General features: G+C 38.1%; 18 protein-coding genes. 6 read left to right on the top strand and 12 right to left on the bottom strand.

Annotation, left to right across the window (positions count from 1 at the left end; all coding sequences use genetic code 11):
* Positions 1 to 470: 470 nt before the first annotated feature.
* On the bottom strand, positions 471 to 1,118 hold the full coding sequence (locus tag IPP32_05675; protein ID MBL0047573.1) for an outer membrane beta-barrel protein: 648 nt from the start codon (positions 1,116 to 1,118) through the stop codon (positions 471 to 473).
* 89 nt (positions 1,119 to 1,207) lie between these two features.
* Between IPP32_05675 and IPP32_05670 the strand changes: the two genes are divergently transcribed.
* From IPP32_05670 to IPP32_05655, 4 genes are all read left to right on the top strand, one after another.
* Positions 1,208 to 1,714: a hypothetical protein gene (locus IPP32_05670; protein MBL0047572.1), complete on the top strand. Its 507-nt coding sequence runs from the start codon at positions 1,208 to 1,210 to the stop codon at positions 1,712 to 1,714.
* Between the two features lie 70 nt (positions 1,715 to 1,784).
* Positions 1,785 to 4,643, top strand: coding sequence for a DNA polymerase I (gene polA, locus IPP32_05665; protein MBL0047571.1), 2,859 nt, complete (start codon positions 1,785 to 1,787; stop codon positions 4,641 to 4,643).
* 88 nt (positions 4,644 to 4,731) lie between these two features.
* On the top strand, positions 4,732 to 5,631 hold the full coding sequence (locus tag IPP32_05660; GenBank protein MBL0047570.1) for a hypothetical protein: 900 nt from the start codon (positions 4,732 to 4,734) through the stop codon (positions 5,629 to 5,631).
* A 10-nt stretch (positions 5,632 to 5,641) separates the two neighbouring features.
* The gene (locus IPP32_05655; GenBank protein ID MBL0047569.1) at positions 5,642 to 6,088 is read left to right on the top strand and encodes a hypothetical protein; all 447 of its coding nucleotides are present in this window, start codon (positions 5,642 to 5,644) and stop codon (positions 6,086 to 6,088) included.
* Between the two features lie 296 nt (positions 6,089 to 6,384).
* Here the strand turns inward: IPP32_05655 and IPP32_05650 are convergent, their stop codons facing one another.
* Both IPP32_05650 and IPP32_05645 read right to left on the bottom strand, forming a co-directional pair.
* Positions 6,385 to 6,831 (bottom strand): TM2 domain-containing protein, encoded by a 447-nt coding sequence (locus IPP32_05650; protein MBL0047568.1) that lies wholly within the window; start codon positions 6,829 to 6,831, stop codon positions 6,385 to 6,387.
* A gap of 14 nt (positions 6,832 to 6,845) precedes the next feature.
* A complete protein-coding gene (locus tag IPP32_05645; GenBank protein ID MBL0047567.1) occupies positions 6,846 to 7,451 on the bottom strand; it encodes a superoxide dismutase in 606 nt (201 codons plus the stop codon).
* A gap of 155 nt (positions 7,452 to 7,606) precedes the next feature.
* Between IPP32_05645 and IPP32_05640 the strand changes: the two genes are divergently transcribed.
* Complete coding sequence (locus IPP32_05640) at positions 7,607 to 7,816, top strand: hypothetical protein (GenBank protein ID MBL0047566.1); 210 nt, start codon at positions 7,607 to 7,609, stop codon at positions 7,814 to 7,816.
* A gap of 55 nt (positions 7,817 to 7,871) precedes the next feature.
* On the opposite strand, the gene IPP32_05635 is transcribed toward IPP32_05640, so the two are convergent.
* The 9 genes from IPP32_05635 to IPP32_05595 all read right to left on the bottom strand — a co-directional run bounded on the left by IPP32_05635 (position 7,872) and on the right by IPP32_05595 (position 18,269).
* Positions 7,872 to 9,485 (bottom strand): S41 family peptidase, encoded by a 1,614-nt coding sequence (locus IPP32_05635; protein ID MBL0047565.1) that lies wholly within the window; start codon positions 9,483 to 9,485, stop codon positions 7,872 to 7,874.
* An 81-nt stretch (positions 9,486 to 9,566) separates the two neighbouring features.
* Positions 9,567 to 10,526, bottom strand: coding sequence for a nucleotidyltransferase domain-containing protein (locus IPP32_05630; protein MBL0047564.1), 960 nt, complete (start codon positions 10,524 to 10,526; stop codon positions 9,567 to 9,569).
* A gap of 102 nt (positions 10,527 to 10,628) precedes the next feature.
* Positions 10,629 to 11,306, bottom strand: coding sequence for a methyltransferase (locus IPP32_05625; protein MBL0047563.1), 678 nt, complete (start codon positions 11,304 to 11,306; stop codon positions 10,629 to 10,631).
* A gap of 12 nt (positions 11,307 to 11,318) precedes the next feature.
* Entirely contained in the window at positions 11,319 to 12,818 is a 1,500-nt protein-coding gene (locus tag IPP32_05620) for a B12-binding domain-containing radical SAM protein (protein ID MBL0047562.1), read from the bottom strand.
* Between the two features lie 516 nt (positions 12,819 to 13,334).
* Positions 13,335 to 14,858 (bottom strand): 2,3-bisphosphoglycerate-independent phosphoglycerate mutase, encoded by a 1,524-nt coding sequence (locus IPP32_05615; protein ID MBL0047561.1) that lies wholly within the window; start codon positions 14,856 to 14,858, stop codon positions 13,335 to 13,337.
* Positions 14,859 to 14,954: 96 nt separating this feature from the next.
* Entirely contained in the window at positions 14,955 to 15,722 is a 768-nt protein-coding gene (locus IPP32_05610; GenBank protein MBL0047560.1) for a toxin-antitoxin system YwqK family antitoxin, read from the bottom strand.
* Positions 15,723 to 15,838: 116 nt separating this feature from the next.
* A complete protein-coding gene (gene corA, locus IPP32_05605) occupies positions 15,839 to 16,918 on the bottom strand; it encodes a magnesium/cobalt transporter CorA (protein MBL0047559.1) in 1,080 nt (359 codons plus the stop codon).
* Entirely contained in the window at positions 16,905 to 17,594 is a 690-nt protein-coding gene (gene rsmI, locus IPP32_05600) for a 16S rRNA (cytidine(1402)-2'-O)-methyltransferase (GenBank protein MBL0047558.1), read from the bottom strand. The genes corA and rsmI overlap by 14 nt, the downstream gene beginning before the upstream one ends.
* Before the next feature lie 15 nt (positions 17,595 to 17,609).
* Entirely contained in the window at positions 17,610 to 18,269 is a 660-nt protein-coding gene (locus IPP32_05595) for a hypothetical protein (GenBank protein MBL0047557.1), read from the bottom strand.
* A 98-nt stretch (positions 18,270 to 18,367) separates the two neighbouring features.
* Here IPP32_05595 and IPP32_05590 point away from each other — a divergent pair, with 98 nt between their 5' ends.
* Entirely contained in the window at positions 18,368 to 18,964 is a 597-nt protein-coding gene (locus IPP32_05590) for a thymidine kinase (GenBank protein MBL0047556.1), read from the top strand.
* Positions 18,965 to 18,970: the final 6 nt, after the last annotated feature.

Raw genomic sequence — 18,970 nt, 5'->3', positions numbered from 1 at the left:
CTCATAGGCCGGTCCTTTTCGGTTTTTATTGATGTTATTTTGGGGTTTCGTTTTTTTGTATTTCAATAATTTATTCGAGTCTTCATGAATGTTCTCTGACCTTTTGCTTGATCAAAAAGTCAGCAAAAAATCAAGGCTGCTGATAAATTGGCTAAAATTCGAATTCATTTTTGCCGCGCAACCCAAGCGCTCGAAAGTGGTCAGTGCTAAGTAAAAAAATGTTTTCTCGCTCGAGGATTGCTTATACAGGCCCGCGCATAAAAATGACTTCAAATTTCTTAACGCCAATTTCTCATAGGCCGGTCCTTTTCGGTTTTTATTTAACAATAAATCTTCCTTGAGCATGGCTTCAGAATTAGAACAGGTTAAGAAATAATGGGGTAATCTATTCTCTTAATCCGAAAAGATTGCAATCGAGTAATATACATGAATCACTTAATTGATTCGGGTATGCTCAAAAACCAGAGACTTTAAAAGTTCCTTCCACCGCTGGGGCGCGGACAATCGGCCTTTCGCTTACGTTCATATTTAACACCCACTCTGATTTCCCAAGCATTTTGACGAATGCTAAAATCGGTAATTCTTAATGCCTTCATTGCATCGGGGTTGTATTGTATTTCTCCAAAAATAATCCAAGGTCGGGTGTATAAAAATTCCATTCCTATGCCGGCAGAAGCGGTTAAGTGAACCGTTCGCATGCTTGGGACATTGCTGTTTAGTAAGAATTCGAGCCGTGGTCCCGCTAAGGCATAAGGGGTAACATCGTATAACTCTTGACGGATTTTGAAAAAATTATTGAAGGATAAATAGTTTGCTTTGTATTTAAATCCCTTAAGTGTATCGATGGATTCGCGAGCCCCTTTCATGTTGAATTGGAGCTCAGATATCATGCGGTAATATTTGTGGTCGATGTATTCTACAAAAAGACTTCCATTGCCTCCGGCTTTGTATTTTTTCTTGGATAAAAAATCAGGATTGCTTCCCTCCCACTTCTGTTTGCTGAAAGTAGCACCCCCGGTAGCTCCAAAACCCTTTATAAATTGTGCTGAAGCGCTATCTGCCGCTAAGGATAAAAAAATAATTACTAAAATAGAGGCTATATAAGTTTTAAAATTCAATTGCATGTCTTATTACTTGATACAGGTGTTTTAAAAACTAACGCAAAATAAGCGTTTTAATTACCTTCGTTTGTGGATTTAAATAAAAGATGTTAACTTTAAAAAGTGGAAATACTCGTGCAAGCGGCACAGTTATTGAGTTTAGCATAAACAAAACATACAGCATGAAAAATCAAATACAAAAAATAGGTTCTATAAGCATACTACTTCTAATGCTTTTTATTGCATCTTGTACCACCAACGATTCTGATTTGCCAAGCCCAACTGATGCTCGTGATAAATATATTGGCACCTGGAGCTGTGCCGAAAATTCTTCAAAAAGTGGTGCTTCTACTTTTGATGTTGTACTCCGCAAAAATGTAAATGACGACAACCAAATTCTTATCGATAACTTTTACTTATTAGGTTCTACTCATTACGCGGTGGTTACCAAATCGGGAAACAGTTTAACCCTTAGCACCCAATCTATTTCAGGCAATACGGTTCAAGGTTCGGGAAGCATTGCGGGTGACACCAAAATAAATTTAAGTTACAGTGTGAATGATGGCAGTGGTGCTGCGGCTGATAATTGCACGGCAATACTTACCAAAAGGTAATTTTTATTCGGCTTACTTTTCTCCACAGTTTCTCCTTCAAATCAATACATTTGTTCCTCAATTTTTTAAAATGGAACAAGTAAAAAAGTTATTTCTATTAGATGCCTTTGCGCTCATTTACCGTGCGTATTTTGCTTTTGCAAATAACCAACGAGTTAATTCAAAGGGGCTAAACACCTCGGCTGTATTAGGTTTTACCAATACATTACTCGAGGTGATGAAAAAAGAAAAACCTACTCACCTCGCTGTGGTGTTTGATACTGCTGCTGCCACCACACGACATGAAGAGTTTAGTGAATACAAAGCCCATCGCGAAGAAATGCCGGCCGATTTGAGTTTAGCTATTCCCTATATTTATAAAGTAGTGGAAGCATTTAATATTCCGTCGCTTTTTTTGGATGGATATGAAGCCGATGATTTAATTGGGACACTTGCTAAGAAGGCCGAAAAGGAAGGATTTGTAACTTATATGATGACACCCGATAAAGATTATGGGCAATTGGTTTCCGAAAATATTTTCATGTTTAAACCCGCACGCTTAGGCAATGGCGCAGAAGTGTTGGGTATTGCTGAAATATGCAAACGCTGGGAAATAGAGCGCGTAGATCAAGTAATTGACATATTGGGTTTGATGGGTGATAAAGTGGATAATATTCCAGGTATCCCCGGAGTGGGTGAAAAGACCGCAATGCAATTAGTAAAAGATTTTGGAACCGTTGAAAATTTATTGCAAAACACAGATAAACTCAAGGGGAAATTAAAAGAAAAAGTGGAGGGCAATAAAGACAAGGCCATCTTGTCCAAAAAATTGGCCACTATTATTTGCGATGCACCAATTGAATTTGATGCGGCACAACTCTTACTGAAAGAGCCCAATAAAGAGGCTTTGCGCGAATTATTTACCGAACTGGAATTTAGAAGACTTGCCGAGCAAATATTGGGCGAAAAAATTGCGGCCGAGCCAAGTGAATCGCAAAAAAATAATACTGCTACTTCACAAGAGAAAAAAGCAAAAGCAGCCGGACAAACCAATATGTTTGCAGCAGATGAATCGGACGCTGAACAGGCTTCAACGCTATTTGCATCCAGCGAAAGCGATGCGGGTACAAAAAATTATGCAACACTCACTACAGTTGACCACACCTACAATTTAGCCGATACACCTGAAAAGCGAGCCGCTCTCATTCAATTGTTAGGTAACCAAAAGAGCTTTTGCTTTGATAGTGAAACTACTGGCTTAGATGTTTTTAATGTAGAAATTGTAGGTCTTTCTTTTTCAATTAAAAAAGGCGAAGCTTGGTATGTGCCGGTTGCGGCCGATCAAAAGGAAGCTCAAAACATTTTGAACGAATTTAAGGAGTTATTTGCAAATGCTGCGATAGAGAAAGTTGGGCAAAATATGAAATACGATATGTCAGTGCTCCGCAATTATGGTATTGCGGTGAATGGACCAAAATTCGATACTATGATTGCGCATTACATCCTTCAACCCGATATGCGCCACAGTATGGATGTGTTGGCAGAAACGTATTTGAATTATAGTCCGGTTTCGATTGAAACGCTTATTGGCCCTAAAGGCAAAAACCAGCAAAGTATGCGGGATGTAGCAGTGGAAGCAATAAAAGAATATGCTGCCGAAGATGCTGATGTAACTTTTCAATTGCGCACCGTTTTTGAACCTATGTTGGAAAAAGACAACACCAAAAAAATATTCGAAACCATTGAAATGCCTTTGATGCCGGTACTTGCAGACATGGAAGCGGAAGGAATAAATTTGGATACCGCTGCGCTAGGCATTTTCTCGCAGGAGTTAAAAGAAGAATTAATTAAAGTGCAAGAAGAAATTTATAAGCAAGCCGGAACTACTTTCAATATTGCCTCTCCAAAACAATTGGGAGAAATATTATTTGATCATTTAAAAATATCCGACAAGGCAAAGAAGACTAAAACCGGGCAATATGCCACGGGCGAAGACATACTCGAAAAGCTTGCTCCGGCCAATCCAATTGTAGAGCAAATTTTAATTTTTAGAGAATTGCAAAAATTAAAAAACACCTATGTAGATCCATTGCCTACCATGATAAATCCGCGTACCGGAAAAATTCATACCTCCTACAACCAAGTGGTGGCGGCTACCGGGCGCTTAAGTTCGGATAAACCCAATTTGCAAAACATACCCATCCGCACCGAAAAAGGAAGAGAAGTGCGCAAAGCATTTATTGCACGGAGCGAAGAGTTTTTAATTCTATCAGCCGATTACTCCCAAATTGAATTGCGCATTATTGCAGAATTGAGCAAGGATACCGGGATGTTTGAAGCATTTAAAAATGGAGTGGATATACATTCAGCAACAGCGTCAAAAGTTTTTGGAGTGAGCTTGGAGGCGGTCGATAAGGAAATGCGCAGAAAAGCCAAGGCTGTGAACTTTGGAATATCCTATGGCCAAACCGCATTTGGACTTTCGCAAACTTTAAACATTCCACGTAAGGAAGCCGCTGAAATTATTGATAATTATTTTGCCCAATATCCCAGCATTCGCGATTTGATGGATAGCAATATTGAGTTTGCGCGAAGCAATGGATACGTTGAAACCATGATGGGACGCAGAAGATACCTCCGCGACATCAACGATAAAAATCAGACAGTTCGTGCACAGGCCGAAAGAAACGCAATTAATGCGCCGATACAAGGCTCAGCTGCCGACATGATAAAAATTGCCATGATTAGCATTGACAAGGCTTTCAAGGAAAACAATTTTAAAAGCAAAATGTTACTTCAGGTACACGATGAATTGGTATTTGATGTATTTAAGCCGGAATTGGAAACGGTAAAGCCTGTAATTGCTGCCCACATGAAAAATGCAATAGCAATGCAGGTACCTATTGAAGTTGAAATAGGCACTGGAATCAACTGGTTGGCAGCGCATTAAATAAATTTCAAAAAATTTGGCTGAATAATTTGATTTTTCTTTTTATTCTATAACTTTGACTTCAATTATTTTTAAACCAACAAGTGATATGATAAAAACAGCATCAACTACAAAATTATTTCTCAGTATAGCAATGGCTACCCTATTTGCGTCCTGCGGTGGTGATGGAGCTGAAGGTGGAAGTAGTGCAAATCCTCAAGACTCTGCTGCTCAGAGCGAGATGACAAAAAAGGCAAAAAAAGTTTTTTATGCCATTCCATCTCCGGTAGAAACGGCTAACATGATTAAACAGAGTGGTGCCAATTACAATAAAGATTTGCTGAATCCAAAAGAAAATGTATCTAAATATACTACCAATACCAGCATGGCGCTAAACCTTGGGATATACGGTGCTGATTTGAGTTATACCAGTATTTTTGATCAAACACAACCCAGCATGCAATACATGGCTTGTTCAAAAAAACTAGCTGATGCCCTTGGAATTACAGGTGCTTTTACTCCTGAAACAGTTGACCGTTTAGAAAAAAATGTAAACAATAAAGATTCCTTGTTGCAAATTGTTTCGGATGCATACCTTACTACGGATGCTTATTTGAAAGAAAATGAAAGAGCGAGTACCTCTGCTTTAATTATTGCAGGTGGTTGGATTGAAGGACTTTATATTGCTACCAAAATTGCCGGTAAAGAAGCTAAAAACAACACGATTGTTACTCGAATTGCTGAACAAAAATCAGTATTAGAAAATTTAGTTTCGTTAATTGAATCGTATCCAAATGATCCTAGCTTAGCCGATGTATTAAATCAATTAAAAAGTTTGAACGATGTATATGCAAGTTTAGGTGGTGCAGCTACAAAAACAGATGCAACTACTGATGATGCTGCAAAACAAACCACTATTGGTAACGATGGAAATGCTTCCCTCACTCCTGAGCAGCTTGCAACAATTTCAGCAAAAGTAGACGCCATCCGAACCAGCATAATTAAATAATTATAGAGCGATGAGAAAAACAGTTTTGAAGTATTCTGTAGTGTTGTTGATGGTGGCTGTAGCATTTACAGTTACTAATGTTTCGGCGCAATGCAAAAATTTTACCATGAAAAAATGCATGCCGGGATTAGCTCCTTTCTTGCACAATGGCCAATTAAATAGCACCACGCTTTCACCCGGTGAATCAGCAGAAATGCAAATGACATTTTATTCGGGACAAGAATATCGCTTATTGATTTGCGGACAAGAAATACTTGGTACCATTTCTTTTAAAGTAACGGATATGGATAAAAAACCACTGTTTGATAGCCGTGAGCACAACAACGCTACTTCTTGGGATTTTAAAATGACAAGCACCCAGCAAATTGTAATAGAAGTAATTGTACCCAATGCAAAAAGCACAAACGATTTAAATCAAAGTGCTTGTGTTTCGATGCTGGTGGGATATAAAAAATAAACTTACCTATAACACAAAAAAAACTCACTGACAAACAGTGAGTTTTTTTTGTTTTTTATATTCTTGCAGTCGTTGCCATTTTTCTAGAATTTTGGAGCATTAAGTGCGCTTACATTTCTTGATTTTCAGCGATGGCAATCATAGAACCTTGATAAAAAAGGCTATGCCCTTTTCAGAGGATGGGGCACCCTTTTAGGGCTGGTTATAATTACATGTCGATGAAATTTATTTGCATTAAGGATATTGGGAGCATCGATAAGATTTAGTCGGGATGAGAAAAAATATTGGGCCTTCTGTTACTTCACCCACATCAGCACCTTATCGTTGTGCTCATACTGGCTGATATCTTTGCAAAACAAAATGACACCCAAATCAATAAGTGGAAGTATTAGAAACCCCCCTCCAAAGGTTAACAAATAAACGGCAGGTATCCATGGTTTGGTGCCTAAGTATAATCGATGCACACCTAACATTCCTAAAGCAAAGGTAAGCATGGCTGCTGTTAATCTCTTGTTTTCGTGAAACGCGGCTGCGTATTTTAATGCGAGTTTAGAATTTTTATGCAATTGCAAGTTATCGTCAAGAGCCAATTGCTCCTGCGACACTAATTCTTCAATTTCAAGATTTGAATTGGTGGAGTAATAAAAAGCGGAATCATTTTCAAGTTGTAAAAATGATTCCGCCTTAAGAGTGAATTTAAATCCGAGAAGTAGTAAAATCAGTACAAAAGATTTTGCGTTCATTCGGGATTTAAAAATTATTTTGCAGCAGCAAATCTACGCGAAACTTCAGTCCAATTTACTAAATTCCAAAATGCCGTAATATAATCGGGACGGCGGTTTTGGTAATGCAAGTAATACGCATGTTCCCATACATCCAACGCTAAAATAGGTGTTCCTTTTACTTCTGCAATATCCATTAAAGTATTGTCTTGATTGGGAGTTGATGTCACCACCAATTTTCCATCGTGTACAATTAGCCATGCCCATCCACTTCCAAAACGAGTGGTAGCGGCTTTATTAAATTCTTCCTTTAACTTGTCGAAAGAACCAAATGCCGTATTGATTGCAGTTGCCAAATCGCCACTTGGTGCGCCACCAGCGTTAGGAGCAAGTATAGTCCAAAATAAACTGTGGTTAAAATGTCCGCCACCGTTGTTACGCACAGGCATTGGATATTTTGAAATGGAAGCAATGAGTTGGTCCAATGTCATTTTTTCAGCATCGGTACCGGCTATAGCATTGTTCAAATTTGTAACGTAAGCATTGTGGTGCTTGGAATGGTGAATTTCCATTGTTTTCGCATCAATATGCGGTTCCAATGCATCGTATGCATAGGGTAATTTAGGGAGTTCGAATGCCATGTTTTTATTTTTTAGTTTGAGAGTTAAAGGTAGAAGAAGTTCAAAAGTAGGAATTATTCACAAATAGTTGTTACTAAATAATTGAAAAAAATAGAGTCTGTTTTTATAATTCGTTTACTTTTACGCCATTATAAACAAAATAAACTTAACCAAAAATGAAAAAAATCTCTTTACTTCTTTTAGCTGCAACTGTGGTTGTATTAGCTTCTTGTGGTGGCGGTGCTGCTGACAAAGCTAAAGCTGAAGCTGATTCTTTGGCTGCTGCTGCTGCTGCTGATTCAGTAATGAAAGCTGCTGAAGCTGCTTCTGCTGCTGCTGCACCTGTTGATTCTGCTGCAATGCCAGCTGACACAGCTGCTCACTAAGCTTAACCGCTTGTGCAATGATTTAAAAGAGAATTCTTAACAGGTTCTCTTTTTTTTATTTTCCTACCTCCTTCAATGCTACTTCAATTGATTTGTCGTTCGCATTCATAACTGAATAATAGCCTTCGTTTCGCCACATATTTCGGGCAATCAACGCTTTTAATTGTTCGTTTATGATTTTGCGAGAAACTAGAAGATCTCTTGCCGTTGCAGTTTTAATACTGTCCTTTTCAGCATATTTTAGAAACCTATTAAACATGGCTTCATTTACTTGAAAGCGTGCATTAAAATCCGAATAGGAACTATAAGTTTTTAGCTTGCTTCGTTCATCATCCGAATAGGAAATAGCAAATTGGCCAATTGTTCCTTTTACAATCAAATCGGTTAAAAAACGCGAACGCACACTTGTATCCAAGGGCACAAAAATATCGGGCATGATGCCGCCGCCGCCATACACAACCTTTCCCATGGGAGTAATAAATTTAAGTGAATCTGCAAAATGAATACTGTCGGCATTTACTAATTCTCCATGTTTATACCGTGTATATTCTTCATTGTAGTAATCTTCCGGATCCCCTTTCACATAAGGCTTTTGAATGCATCTTCCGGTAGGTGTGTAATAGCGTGCAATGGTTAGTCGAAGAGCAGAACCATCCTGAAAATCGCTTTGCTGCTGTACTAAGCCCTTCCCGAAAGAACGCCTTCCAATGATAGTCCCTCGATCGTTGTCTTGAATCGCTCCACTAACAATTTCGCTCGCACTGGCAGATCCTTCATCAATTAAAACAGCTAGCTTAATTTTTTCGAGGCTACCTGAAGATGTGGCTGTGTAATCTTCACGAGGATGGGACTTTCCTTTGGTGTACACAATTTTTTTTCCACTCGAAAGAAACTCATCACAAATACTTATGGCGGTGTTTAAGTACCCACCGGGGTTGCCGCGCAAATCTAACACAAGACTAAGCATTCCTTTATCGAGCAAATCATCAGAAGCTTTTAAAAACTCGTCATAAGTGGTTGCTGCAAATCGACTAACTTTAATATACCCTGTTGTGTTGTTTAACATATATGCAGCATCCACACTGTAAATTGGAATTTTACCCCGGGTAATGGTATAGTCCATTAGTTTTGCTATACCTCTGCGCTTAATGCTTATTTTAACTTTTGTACCACCCTCGCCCCGCAAGCGTTTGAGCACATCGTTATTTTTAATTTTGATTCCACCCACATTTTCAGCTTCTATTTTCACAATTCTGTCACCTGCTTTAATTCCAAGTGCTTCAGAAGGGCCACCCGCTAAGGCTGCAACCACAATTATGGTATCGTTAAGAATATTAAACTCGATACCAATTCCTTCAAAATTTCCCTGCATAGGCTCATTCATTGCCTGCACTTCACTAGCCGGTATATATGCCGAGTGTGGATCCAAGTTTTGCAGTAATGAAGTTATTGCTTCATCAGTTAAACGCGCTTTGCTAATGGTATCCACATACTCCTGCTCGATGTAATTCAAAACTTGATTTACTTTACCGGAACCGGAATTTTTCATACCGGGAATCAACATTCCGAGGTTAGAGGATTGATTTATTTTATACCCTAGAAATACACCTAGTGCTAACACGAGCGCATAAAAGAAAGGTTGAAAAGGAGAATGCTTTTTAGGGTCCATGCAAGAATCAGAAATGAATTTTTAATTGAGGAGCAAAGCTATTAAGAAATAAGAGAGAAAAGTGCAATTGCAACTCACAAATTAATGCAGTTTAACATTAAATCGCAGTTCGAAATCGCGAATTTTTTCCTGAAATGATTCCAGTACTATTTTTTGATAGCCGCGTGGATGATGCTTTGAAACATTTTTACGGGATCGAAGATTTAAATCAAATTCTTCGGTATTAAAATGCGGGAATTTTTTCTTCCAACGATTTAATGTCATTTTGAAAAAAAAGCTGTCTAGTTTCTCACCTAAATAACCAGCCAACAACTTTTCCAAAACCTTCTTCATTAAACCATTTTTGGAATTTATTAGCTCACTATTCTCAACTGTTGCTTTATTCGGATAGTAGCAAGCACACCAGTCATTACTTGCTCTAAATTTTTTAAACAACTCTAGATTAAAAGTGGGTTTTAAAAAAACTATTTCTGTGGCGGTAAAAATATTTCTATCGGGAATCTCAAGGTTTTCACTATCGAGGTAATAATTAATGCAAAAATGTTTTCGTGAATTGAATAGTACAATCTTTTTGAATGCCACCAAAATTCCTCTGCAAAGCCACAAACGATGCGGGGTGGTGATGATAAAAAAATCAATATCGGATTCCTTGTCCATGTAGTTTTTGGAAAGCGAACCCGAAATGCTAACGGATTGTACAAAGGGAAATTTTGAGATAAAATCCGACATGTACTGCGCCACTTTCATTTTTTTTTCAGCTTCAGCATTTCCGTTTTTTCTCCGCTCAATTAATGCTTCTCTATCGGAAAGAAAATAAAATTCACCCTGTTTAATGATGTAGTTCTTTTGTGTTAATACCTCTAAAGATTTTGCCATTTCGCAGGCATCAATCGTATCACCTTGGCAATATTCAAGCAATTCGGAAGATGTCAAAGGGTAATTAAAAATATCGAAATAAAGCAATGTTTTCAACAATGCAGCAGCCTGTGTGCTGAGTTTTGTGCTAGTTGAAGTGCTGCTTTCCTTTAGGGCAATTTCCATTTTTTAAAGATAGAAAATAAAATTAAACACTTATTTAGTCGATAAAGTTAGACGAGTCAATTTTACATGCGTCGTCATTCAATGACTTTAAGCCCCCTTTAATTATTGCATATTGGATTTTACTTGAAAAATATAATTTTCTTCCATCCAAATGCGCTTTCGTTTAATTTCCTTTAGGGTAAAATTATTTTTTGCAGCAATTGATTTTATTTCAATCACATCGCAATCTTCTGAAAGCACCATCAAAACAGCTGATTCACTTAAAATATAATCGCGCAAGGATTGAAACAAGTTGTAAAAATAATCTAAGCCTTCTCCGCAATACCATGCATATTGAGCTTCCGTTTTAGGATTCCTTTTATAATACGGGGGGTTAATTACAATAATGTCGAATTTTTGTGCTGGGATATCCTTAAATAAATTAGAATGAATAAGCCGGAACTTTTGCTGATTCACTAGCTGATTGAATGTTATATTGGAAAGCACCGTTTCACTTATATCGCTTGCTGTAACTTGTGCACCTTGTGCATTGGCATAAAACGATAACAATGCACTTCCTGCGCCTAATTCCAAAAATGATTTTTCGTGTAAGTTTAGCGCTTTGAGGTGATCCAATAAGAATGTTGTACTAAAAAAAAATCCGGGATGAAATACTCCAGGAGCAATGCGCAATTTCAGATCTTGATAGGAATAATTTCGTGGGCTATCCAAATAACGTTTTAATATAGGCTGTAGGCTGATGGATAAAATTTTGCGAAAAATCTTTCTAATGATGTTCATTGCCCTTCCTTTCTAAAACCCTTGAATCTCCGGTTGGCGATACTTCCAAAGCTTTTGTAAAGCTTTAATTTCAATTGGATACTGGTGAAACCCTGTTTGGTAGCGGATTTTTGAAAGGGTACTTATAATTTTTCGTTTAGCCGGACTAAGTCGAACATCGGAAACAGTTGGAAAGTAACCATTCAACACGGTTTCAAAATTCTTTATTTTGTCAATCATTTCTGCGTTAAGCCATGGGGTTAAAGGATTTTTGCGCAAATCAAATTTTTCCCAAGCTGGGCTTAACCAATCTTCGAGGTGCTCCGGAAAACGAAACCCACTTTTTAAAACTTGTTCATACATCTCTGAGCCTTCGGTTGGAACAGGGCTATAGAGGTAAATAATAATTTCAGTATCCGGATTTATTTCCTTTATACGTTTAATAAAAGCGATGTCTTCATCAATTTGTGCCATCACTTGTTCGGGTGAATCACCTGGCAGACCGAGCACAAAAGAATATTCAGGAATTATATCCACCTTTTTCATTCGAGCTGCAAAATCCATGATTTGCTGACCGGTTTGTGTGCCGCCCTTATCCATCCGCTTTAAAACTGCATCGTTCCCGGTTTCAGCCCCAAAAAAAATCATTTTACAACCCGAATCGCGCATAATTTTTAAAGATTCATCGGAGTATTTATGAATGGTATCAATTCTTCCTTCACCCCACCAAACCAGACCTTCAGGGTGAATTAATTTAGCAAATTCCACTGTTCTTTTTTCGGAAACAAAAAAATTATTGTCGTGAAACTCTATGGCATTTCCTCCAAAATTAGTCTTCAGGTATTTAATATCGGTGTAGATACCTTGAGCCGATTTGCCCTTCCATCGTGCATTATAGATGGGCACCACGGCGCAAAACGAGCAAGTAAAAGGGCATCCGAAACTGGAATGATATGCAATTGTTTTAGTTCCCAAATACGTTCTTCCTAAGTACTTATGGAGTGGGTAAAATGAATTGAGTTTTTGGTAAGGCAATGGATTTAAGGTATCCATATCATACAATTCATCTTTTTTAGTTTTAATAAAACTATCTCCTTTTTTAAAAATCAAATTGGGTATTTGTTCCAAGTCCTCATTTCTCTCCATAGCCTTTATCAATGCAGGAAAAGCCTTATCACCTGGGCCATTAATTACGACATCTACCCAGGATGAATTTAAAACAGATTTGTATTGATTGCTGGCAAAATAACCGCCCCAAAATATTTTAAGCGCTGGGAATTCTGCTCTGATAATTTTGGTGAATGGAATTGCTTCCTTTAATTGCGGACCTGGCATACATGTTACTCCAAAATACTTAAAAGTACCTGATCGGAGGTAAGTCATAATTTTTTGAAGTGGGGCATCCTCTAAGTTTCCATCTACGATTACATACTCATAAGTACCCTCAATACTCGCGGCAACCGAAAGAATGGAATTAGGGATACGAGGCTTAGAATTGGCGGCCCTTGGATTAAATAATAAAATGTGGTTCACAACAATCTTTTTTCAAAGATATAAAAAGCAAGAGTAGAAAATAAAACGGAGTGGGTTGAAATAGCAAAGGCGCGGAAACCGCGCCTTTGCATGTTAAATAATTAACCCCTTAAAAATTTAACTTTATGAAAATCAATACTAATCAGCTTTCTTATTAGATGAGACCTATGAGCTCCGGTAGATTTAGGTTTTCACGGTGATGAATAGTTTAAAAATGTCTTTTTAAAATCCACCGGAGTCATAAGCTTCTCAATCCTAGAAAAAACACTTGACTCTTTAACTTAAAAAAGAAGTACAAGGTTTCAGTTTTTTATATTTTTTTTTCAGAGAACTCTCTTTTCCGAATTAAGTTCTTGCGCTCCCGGCAATTTTGTATTCACGGTGGTGAATGCAATTAAATGTTTTGTCAAAATATGCCGGAAAGCGCAAGAATCTCAATCCTAGAAAAAACACAACTCTTATACCTCTGCCGAGAAGCAAAGGTTACACAAATCAGAAAATTTTTTAAGAATTGTTCTACACCAAAGAAATACCGGTCATTTCGGAAGGTTGTGGAATCTGCATCAACTTTAAAATAGTAGGTGCAACATCTGCCAGCTTGCCCTTATTTATAAGTTTAAATTGAGCATCAATTAAAATACAAGGAACCGGATTTGTTGTGTGAGCAGTATTTGGACTGCCATCCGCATTAATTTCGAAGTCGGCATTTCCGTGATCGGCAATAATAATAAAGGAGTATCCATTTGCAACACCTGTCTGCACAACTTGCTTTACACAACTATCAACAGTTTCGACAGCCTTTTGAACGGCAGCATAAACACCGGTATGTCCAACCATATCTGCATTAGCGAAATTTAAGCACACAAAATCAACAGCTTTGTTTTTAAGTTCGGTACAAATCGCATCGGCAATTCCGTGTGCGCTCATTTCGGGTTGCAAATCATAAGTTGCCACTTTTGGTGACTGAATAAGCAAGCGGGTTTCGCCTTCAAAAACGGCTTCTCTTCCACCGGAGAAAAAGAAGGTAACGTGCGGATATTTTTCAGTTTCAGCTATCCGAATTTGTTTTTTACCGGCTTTACTCATTACTTCTCCTAAGGTCATATTCAAATTATCCTTATCAAATACCGGTTTCACATTCAAAAAAGTATCGTCGTAATTTGTCATGGTCACATAAAACAGTTCTTTGCGCTTCATATCAAATTCGGGAAAATCCTTTTGGCTCAGCACTTCAGTAATCTCACGACAGCGATCTGTTCTAAAATTAAAACATATTACCACATCCTTATCCGCAATAGTAGCTAGCGGTTCATTGTTAGAGTTGGTTATTACAATGGGTTTAATAAATTCATCTGTAATGTTGTTAGCATAAGCTTCCTGAATAGCTTTTAGCGGATCCTGTGCTTTATCACCTTCACCCTTCACTAATAAATTGTATGCGAGTTTTACGCGCTCCCAGCGTTTGTCGCGGTCCATTGCATAATACCTGCCGCATATACTTGCTATCTTAACAGTAGTAGTACTTAGATGTTGCTGCAATTTTGAAATAAATCCGAGTCCGCTTTTTGGATCAGTATCACGCCCATCGGTAAAGCAATGCACAAAAACATTTTGAAGCTGATGTTCTTGGGCCATACTACACAGTTTGTGCAAGTGCTCTTGTGATGAATGCACTCCGCCATTGGAAACCAAGCCCATCAAATGAATTTTGACCTTATTTTTCTTAGCATATTCAAATGCTTCCATTAAAATTGGATTAGTATCAATTGTTTTTTCCTTGATGGCTTTATTAATCATAACCAAATCTTGGTACACAATACGTCCTGCACCAATATTGAGATGACCCACTTCTGAGTTGCCCATTTGTCCATCCGGCAAGCCTACGTGCTCTCCAGAAGTCAACAACCATGAATGCGGATAATTTTTGTAGAGGCTGTCTACAAAAGGTGTGTTTGAATTGGCAATAACATCCGATTTTGAACCATCGCCAATACCCCAGCCATCCATAATTACGAGCACTACTTTTTTCGATTCAGCCATATTTTCGATATTTTTTTACAAAGTTACGAAATACACAGAAATGAAAAAGCCTTTAAATAGCTTGTATTTAAAGGCTTTCCAATTCATTACTACCCATTATTTAACCAATTCATCGTTTTTATACTTTTCTGTTTTAAGCAGTTTTCCTTCCTTATCAAACTCTTTCCAAGTACCTTCCTTTTTATCAGCTACATAGCTTCCTGCGATTTTTAAGATTTTACCATCTTCAAAGTATTCCTTGTAATCGCCTTGCATTTGGTTGCTTTTGTACATGGTTTCGGAGTTCAGATTTCCATTTTTGTAAAAAGACTTTTGAATGCCTTCTAAGCTTCCCTTTACATAGTTATACTCAATCGACACCTTTCCATCGTCGTAATACCATTTAGTAAGACCATCTCTTTTATCGTCAACATAAAAACTCTCTTCTTGCAGGGTTGCGTTTTGGTAGTAAACTTTTTTAGGGCCATTCAATTTACCATTTTTATAATTCGATTCGAGTTCGGCACGACCGCTGGTACTAAATAACTTGTAAGTTCCTTCTAATATATCGTTCTTGTAGTAGCATTCTTTTCGCAGGTACCCGTTATTTTTAATTTCCAAACTTATTCCGTTGCGTTTATCATCCTTGTATTCGTCGATGTTACCAATCATACCATCCGGATAGTAGGTTTTCCAGGCGCCATCCTTTTTATTGTTTTGATAGGTTCCTACCATGTTCATATTTCCGGCTTTTTCTTTCCACAAACCCTGTTTTAACTTATTGGCATCTGTTTTATTTATTTCTGTTTCATTCCCCAAACCCGGAGTTTGAGCAATTGCGTTCATTGTAATTAAAAATGCGATGAGTGTAGTTAATTTTTTCATTGTTCTAAATTTTTAAAATGCTTGTGCGTCAAAATTCTTTATTTGCAATTTTTCGAACAAGAATGGGATTGTTAATCTTTGTTAAGCATGGGAGATGCTTCCTTTGTTACTCCGCTTTACAGCCATTTTTTTCGCTTAAAATAAACACCTAGTGTAATCATAATTGCGAGCATCAACATCCAAACTCCGGCATAACCCCAACGAGAATGCAATTCGGGCATAAAATCAAAGTTCATTCCGTACACCCCTGCTATAAAGGTAACCGGAATGAAAATGGTACTAATAATGGTCAACACTTTCATTACTTCGTTCATTCGGTTACTTAAGCTGGAAAGATAAATATCCATCATACCGGAAATTAAATCACGGTAACTCTCCACAGTTTCAATAACACGAATGGTATGGTCATGCACGTCTCTTAAATACACCGATGTAGACTCTTTAAATAATTTAGATTCACTTCGTTCGATGTTGTTTATTAAATCCCGTAAAGGCCACACGGATTTTCTAAGAAAAATCATTTCCAACTTCATGTTGTGCAATTTGCGCAAGGATTCCGGTTTGGGGTCGGTCATGATTTCTTCATCCAGCGCTTCCAGTTTATCTCCAATTTTTTCGAGAATGGTAAAATAAGAATCCACAATCGAATCGATGAGTGCATAAGCCAAATAATCGGCGCCACATTTTCGGATACGCCCTTTAGCCGATTTAATGCGCTCGCGAATAGGGTCAAATGCATCGCCACCATGTATTTCCTGAAAAGAAATTACGAGGTTATCGAGCAAAATAATCGACAATTGTTCTGCATGCAAATCGGTGTCGTAATAGAGCATTTTCATCATGGCCACATCGTAAAATTCATAGTCTTCGAATTTTGGACGCTGATCTGTATTCACAATGTCTTCTAAGGTTAGGGGATGTATGTTAAAAGCCTTGCCAATTTGTTCCACAACCGACGTATTGTGAATGCCATCCACATTGATCCATTTTACGGTTTTATTGTCTTTACAATCGAGAATGTCTTGAAAAGAAGTTATGCGTTTCTCGGTGAAACTATTTTCATTGAATTCGATAAGGGTAATGATGACCTCTTCCTTTTCTTGAATGCCGACAACTTCCAGGGTTCCGGGAGGCAATCCGGATTTTTCGACACGTTGAAGGGTAATGAATTCAGGTTTCCTTTTATTCTTTCCCATGTTCTTCTTTATATCCTTCCACAACAATAACGATTTCTCCTTTAATGGTTTTATCTTTATAAAAAGCAATTATTTCAGGAATTGTACCGCGTTGTGTTTCTTCGTAAATTTTACTGATTTCGCGTGATACAGATGCTTTTCTTGTTGCGCCGAAATGCAACTGAAATTCTTCAAGCGCCTTTATTAAACGATGGGGTGACTCGTAAAACACCATGGTACGTTCCTCGGTTTTTAATGAAAGCAATTTTGTGAGCCGGCCTTTTTTTTGCGGTAAAAAGCCTTCAAAACAAAATCGATCATTGGGCAAACCCGAATTTACAAGTGCCGGCACAAATGCTGTGGCGCCGGGAAGTGTAATAATTTGAATGCCCTCCTTCACTGCTTCACGCACGAGTAGAAATCCGGGATCAGAAATTGCGGGGGTACCGGCATCTGTAACAATTGCAGCATTCTCGCCTCCTGCAATGCGCGATACTATTGAAGCAACGGTTTTGTGTTCATTGTGCAAATGATGCGAATACATTTTGGTCTGGATTTCATAATGGCGCAGCAACAAGCCTGTTTTTCGCGTATCTTCTGCTAAAATAAAATCCACTTCTTTTAGGGTACGGATGGCGCGAAGGGTAATGTCCTCCAAGTTTCCAATTGGGGTAGGGACAATGTACAGTAGTGCCATTCAGACGATAATAATTTATTTGTAACGCTTTTCCAGAATTTGGAGCAAGCGCACAAATGCGTAGCTTTCCGTATTCCAATTGTTTTGCCGTGCTAAACCTTGTACATAGTTTTCTGATTCTGAAAAGGTGCGAAGGGTACTTAACTGTTCGATTGCTAATTTATAATTGCCATCGTTTCGGGCAAAAAGATTATTGATGAGTAAAAATTTATCGTTAATACCAATCAGCATTTTTAAATCTTTTATCACTTTTTCTGAAGAAGTGCTCTTGGTTGTTTTAGAAGCCTCTTCTACTTTGGGAGTTGACATAACTTCCTCTGCTGTTGGATGAGCTTGTGGCTGCTCAGCAACAATTTGAGGAGTTGGAGGAGTCATAGTTTCTTGCTTTTCAACAAGAGGGCTTTCTGTGACTTTGGGCACAAAAGTGACCGGTTTATTTCTTTCAAAGTTAGCTCGGTCATGAAAACGGCGCGAACGTTCCTGCGACATATACGACTCGTCGTTGGAGTGCAAATAATTATTAATGATTGATTTTTCGTACAGTTTACGAATCTTTGAGGTGATTAACTCTAACTCAATGAGTGGAATCCGGTCTTCCTCCTCCACAAAGGTATAATGTGTTTTAATGCTTCGAATCAGCTCTTTAATCTCTTTTCCTATTTGCTCTTTTGTCATGTGGCTTAAAAAAAAAATTACTTTTGCAGGCAATCTTTCTATCGGCTAAATTAATTATTCTGATTAATTACCGTGGATAAAAAGAAAAAAAATATCCTATGTCTGTTTTTCACGAAAATAATATTTCTCAAAGTCCTCGAAAAGGCTCAATTGAAGTGGTTTGTGGCTCTATGTTTTCAGGAAAAACAGAGGAGTTGATACGTCGCCTTAAGCGCGCAAAATTTGCCAAGCAAAAAGTTGAAATTTACAAGCCATCGGTTGATACACGATACGACGAAGAAAAAGTAGTTTCGCATGATTCAAATTTTATAATGAGCACTCCGGTGGAGTCCTCCTCCAACATTTTGCTCCTTTCGGGAGATGTAGACGTAGTTGGAATTGATGAAGCGCAATTTTTTGATGAGGAACTTGTGAACGTATGTAACACCCTAGCCAACAATGGTACACGTGTGATTGTTGCAGGTTTGGACACCGATTTCTTAGGAAAGCCATTTGGGCCTATGCCTGCACTCATGGCAATTGCAGAAGACGTAACGAAAGTGCATGCCATTTGTGTGCATTGCGGAAATTTGGCGAATCATTCACACCGCACTACCAACGAGAAATCGTTGGTGCTTTTAGGCGAAACACAAAACTACGAGCCGCTTTGCAGACTTTGCTACAACAAAGCACGAACAGCACAAGAATCTATTTAACGAACC

The organism is Bacteroidota bacterium, assembly GCA_016721765.1.
Classification (GTDB): Bacteria; Bacteroidota; Bacteroidia; order UBA4408; family UBA4408; genus UBA4408.
This window is presented reverse-complemented; position numbering and strand designations above follow the sequence as displayed.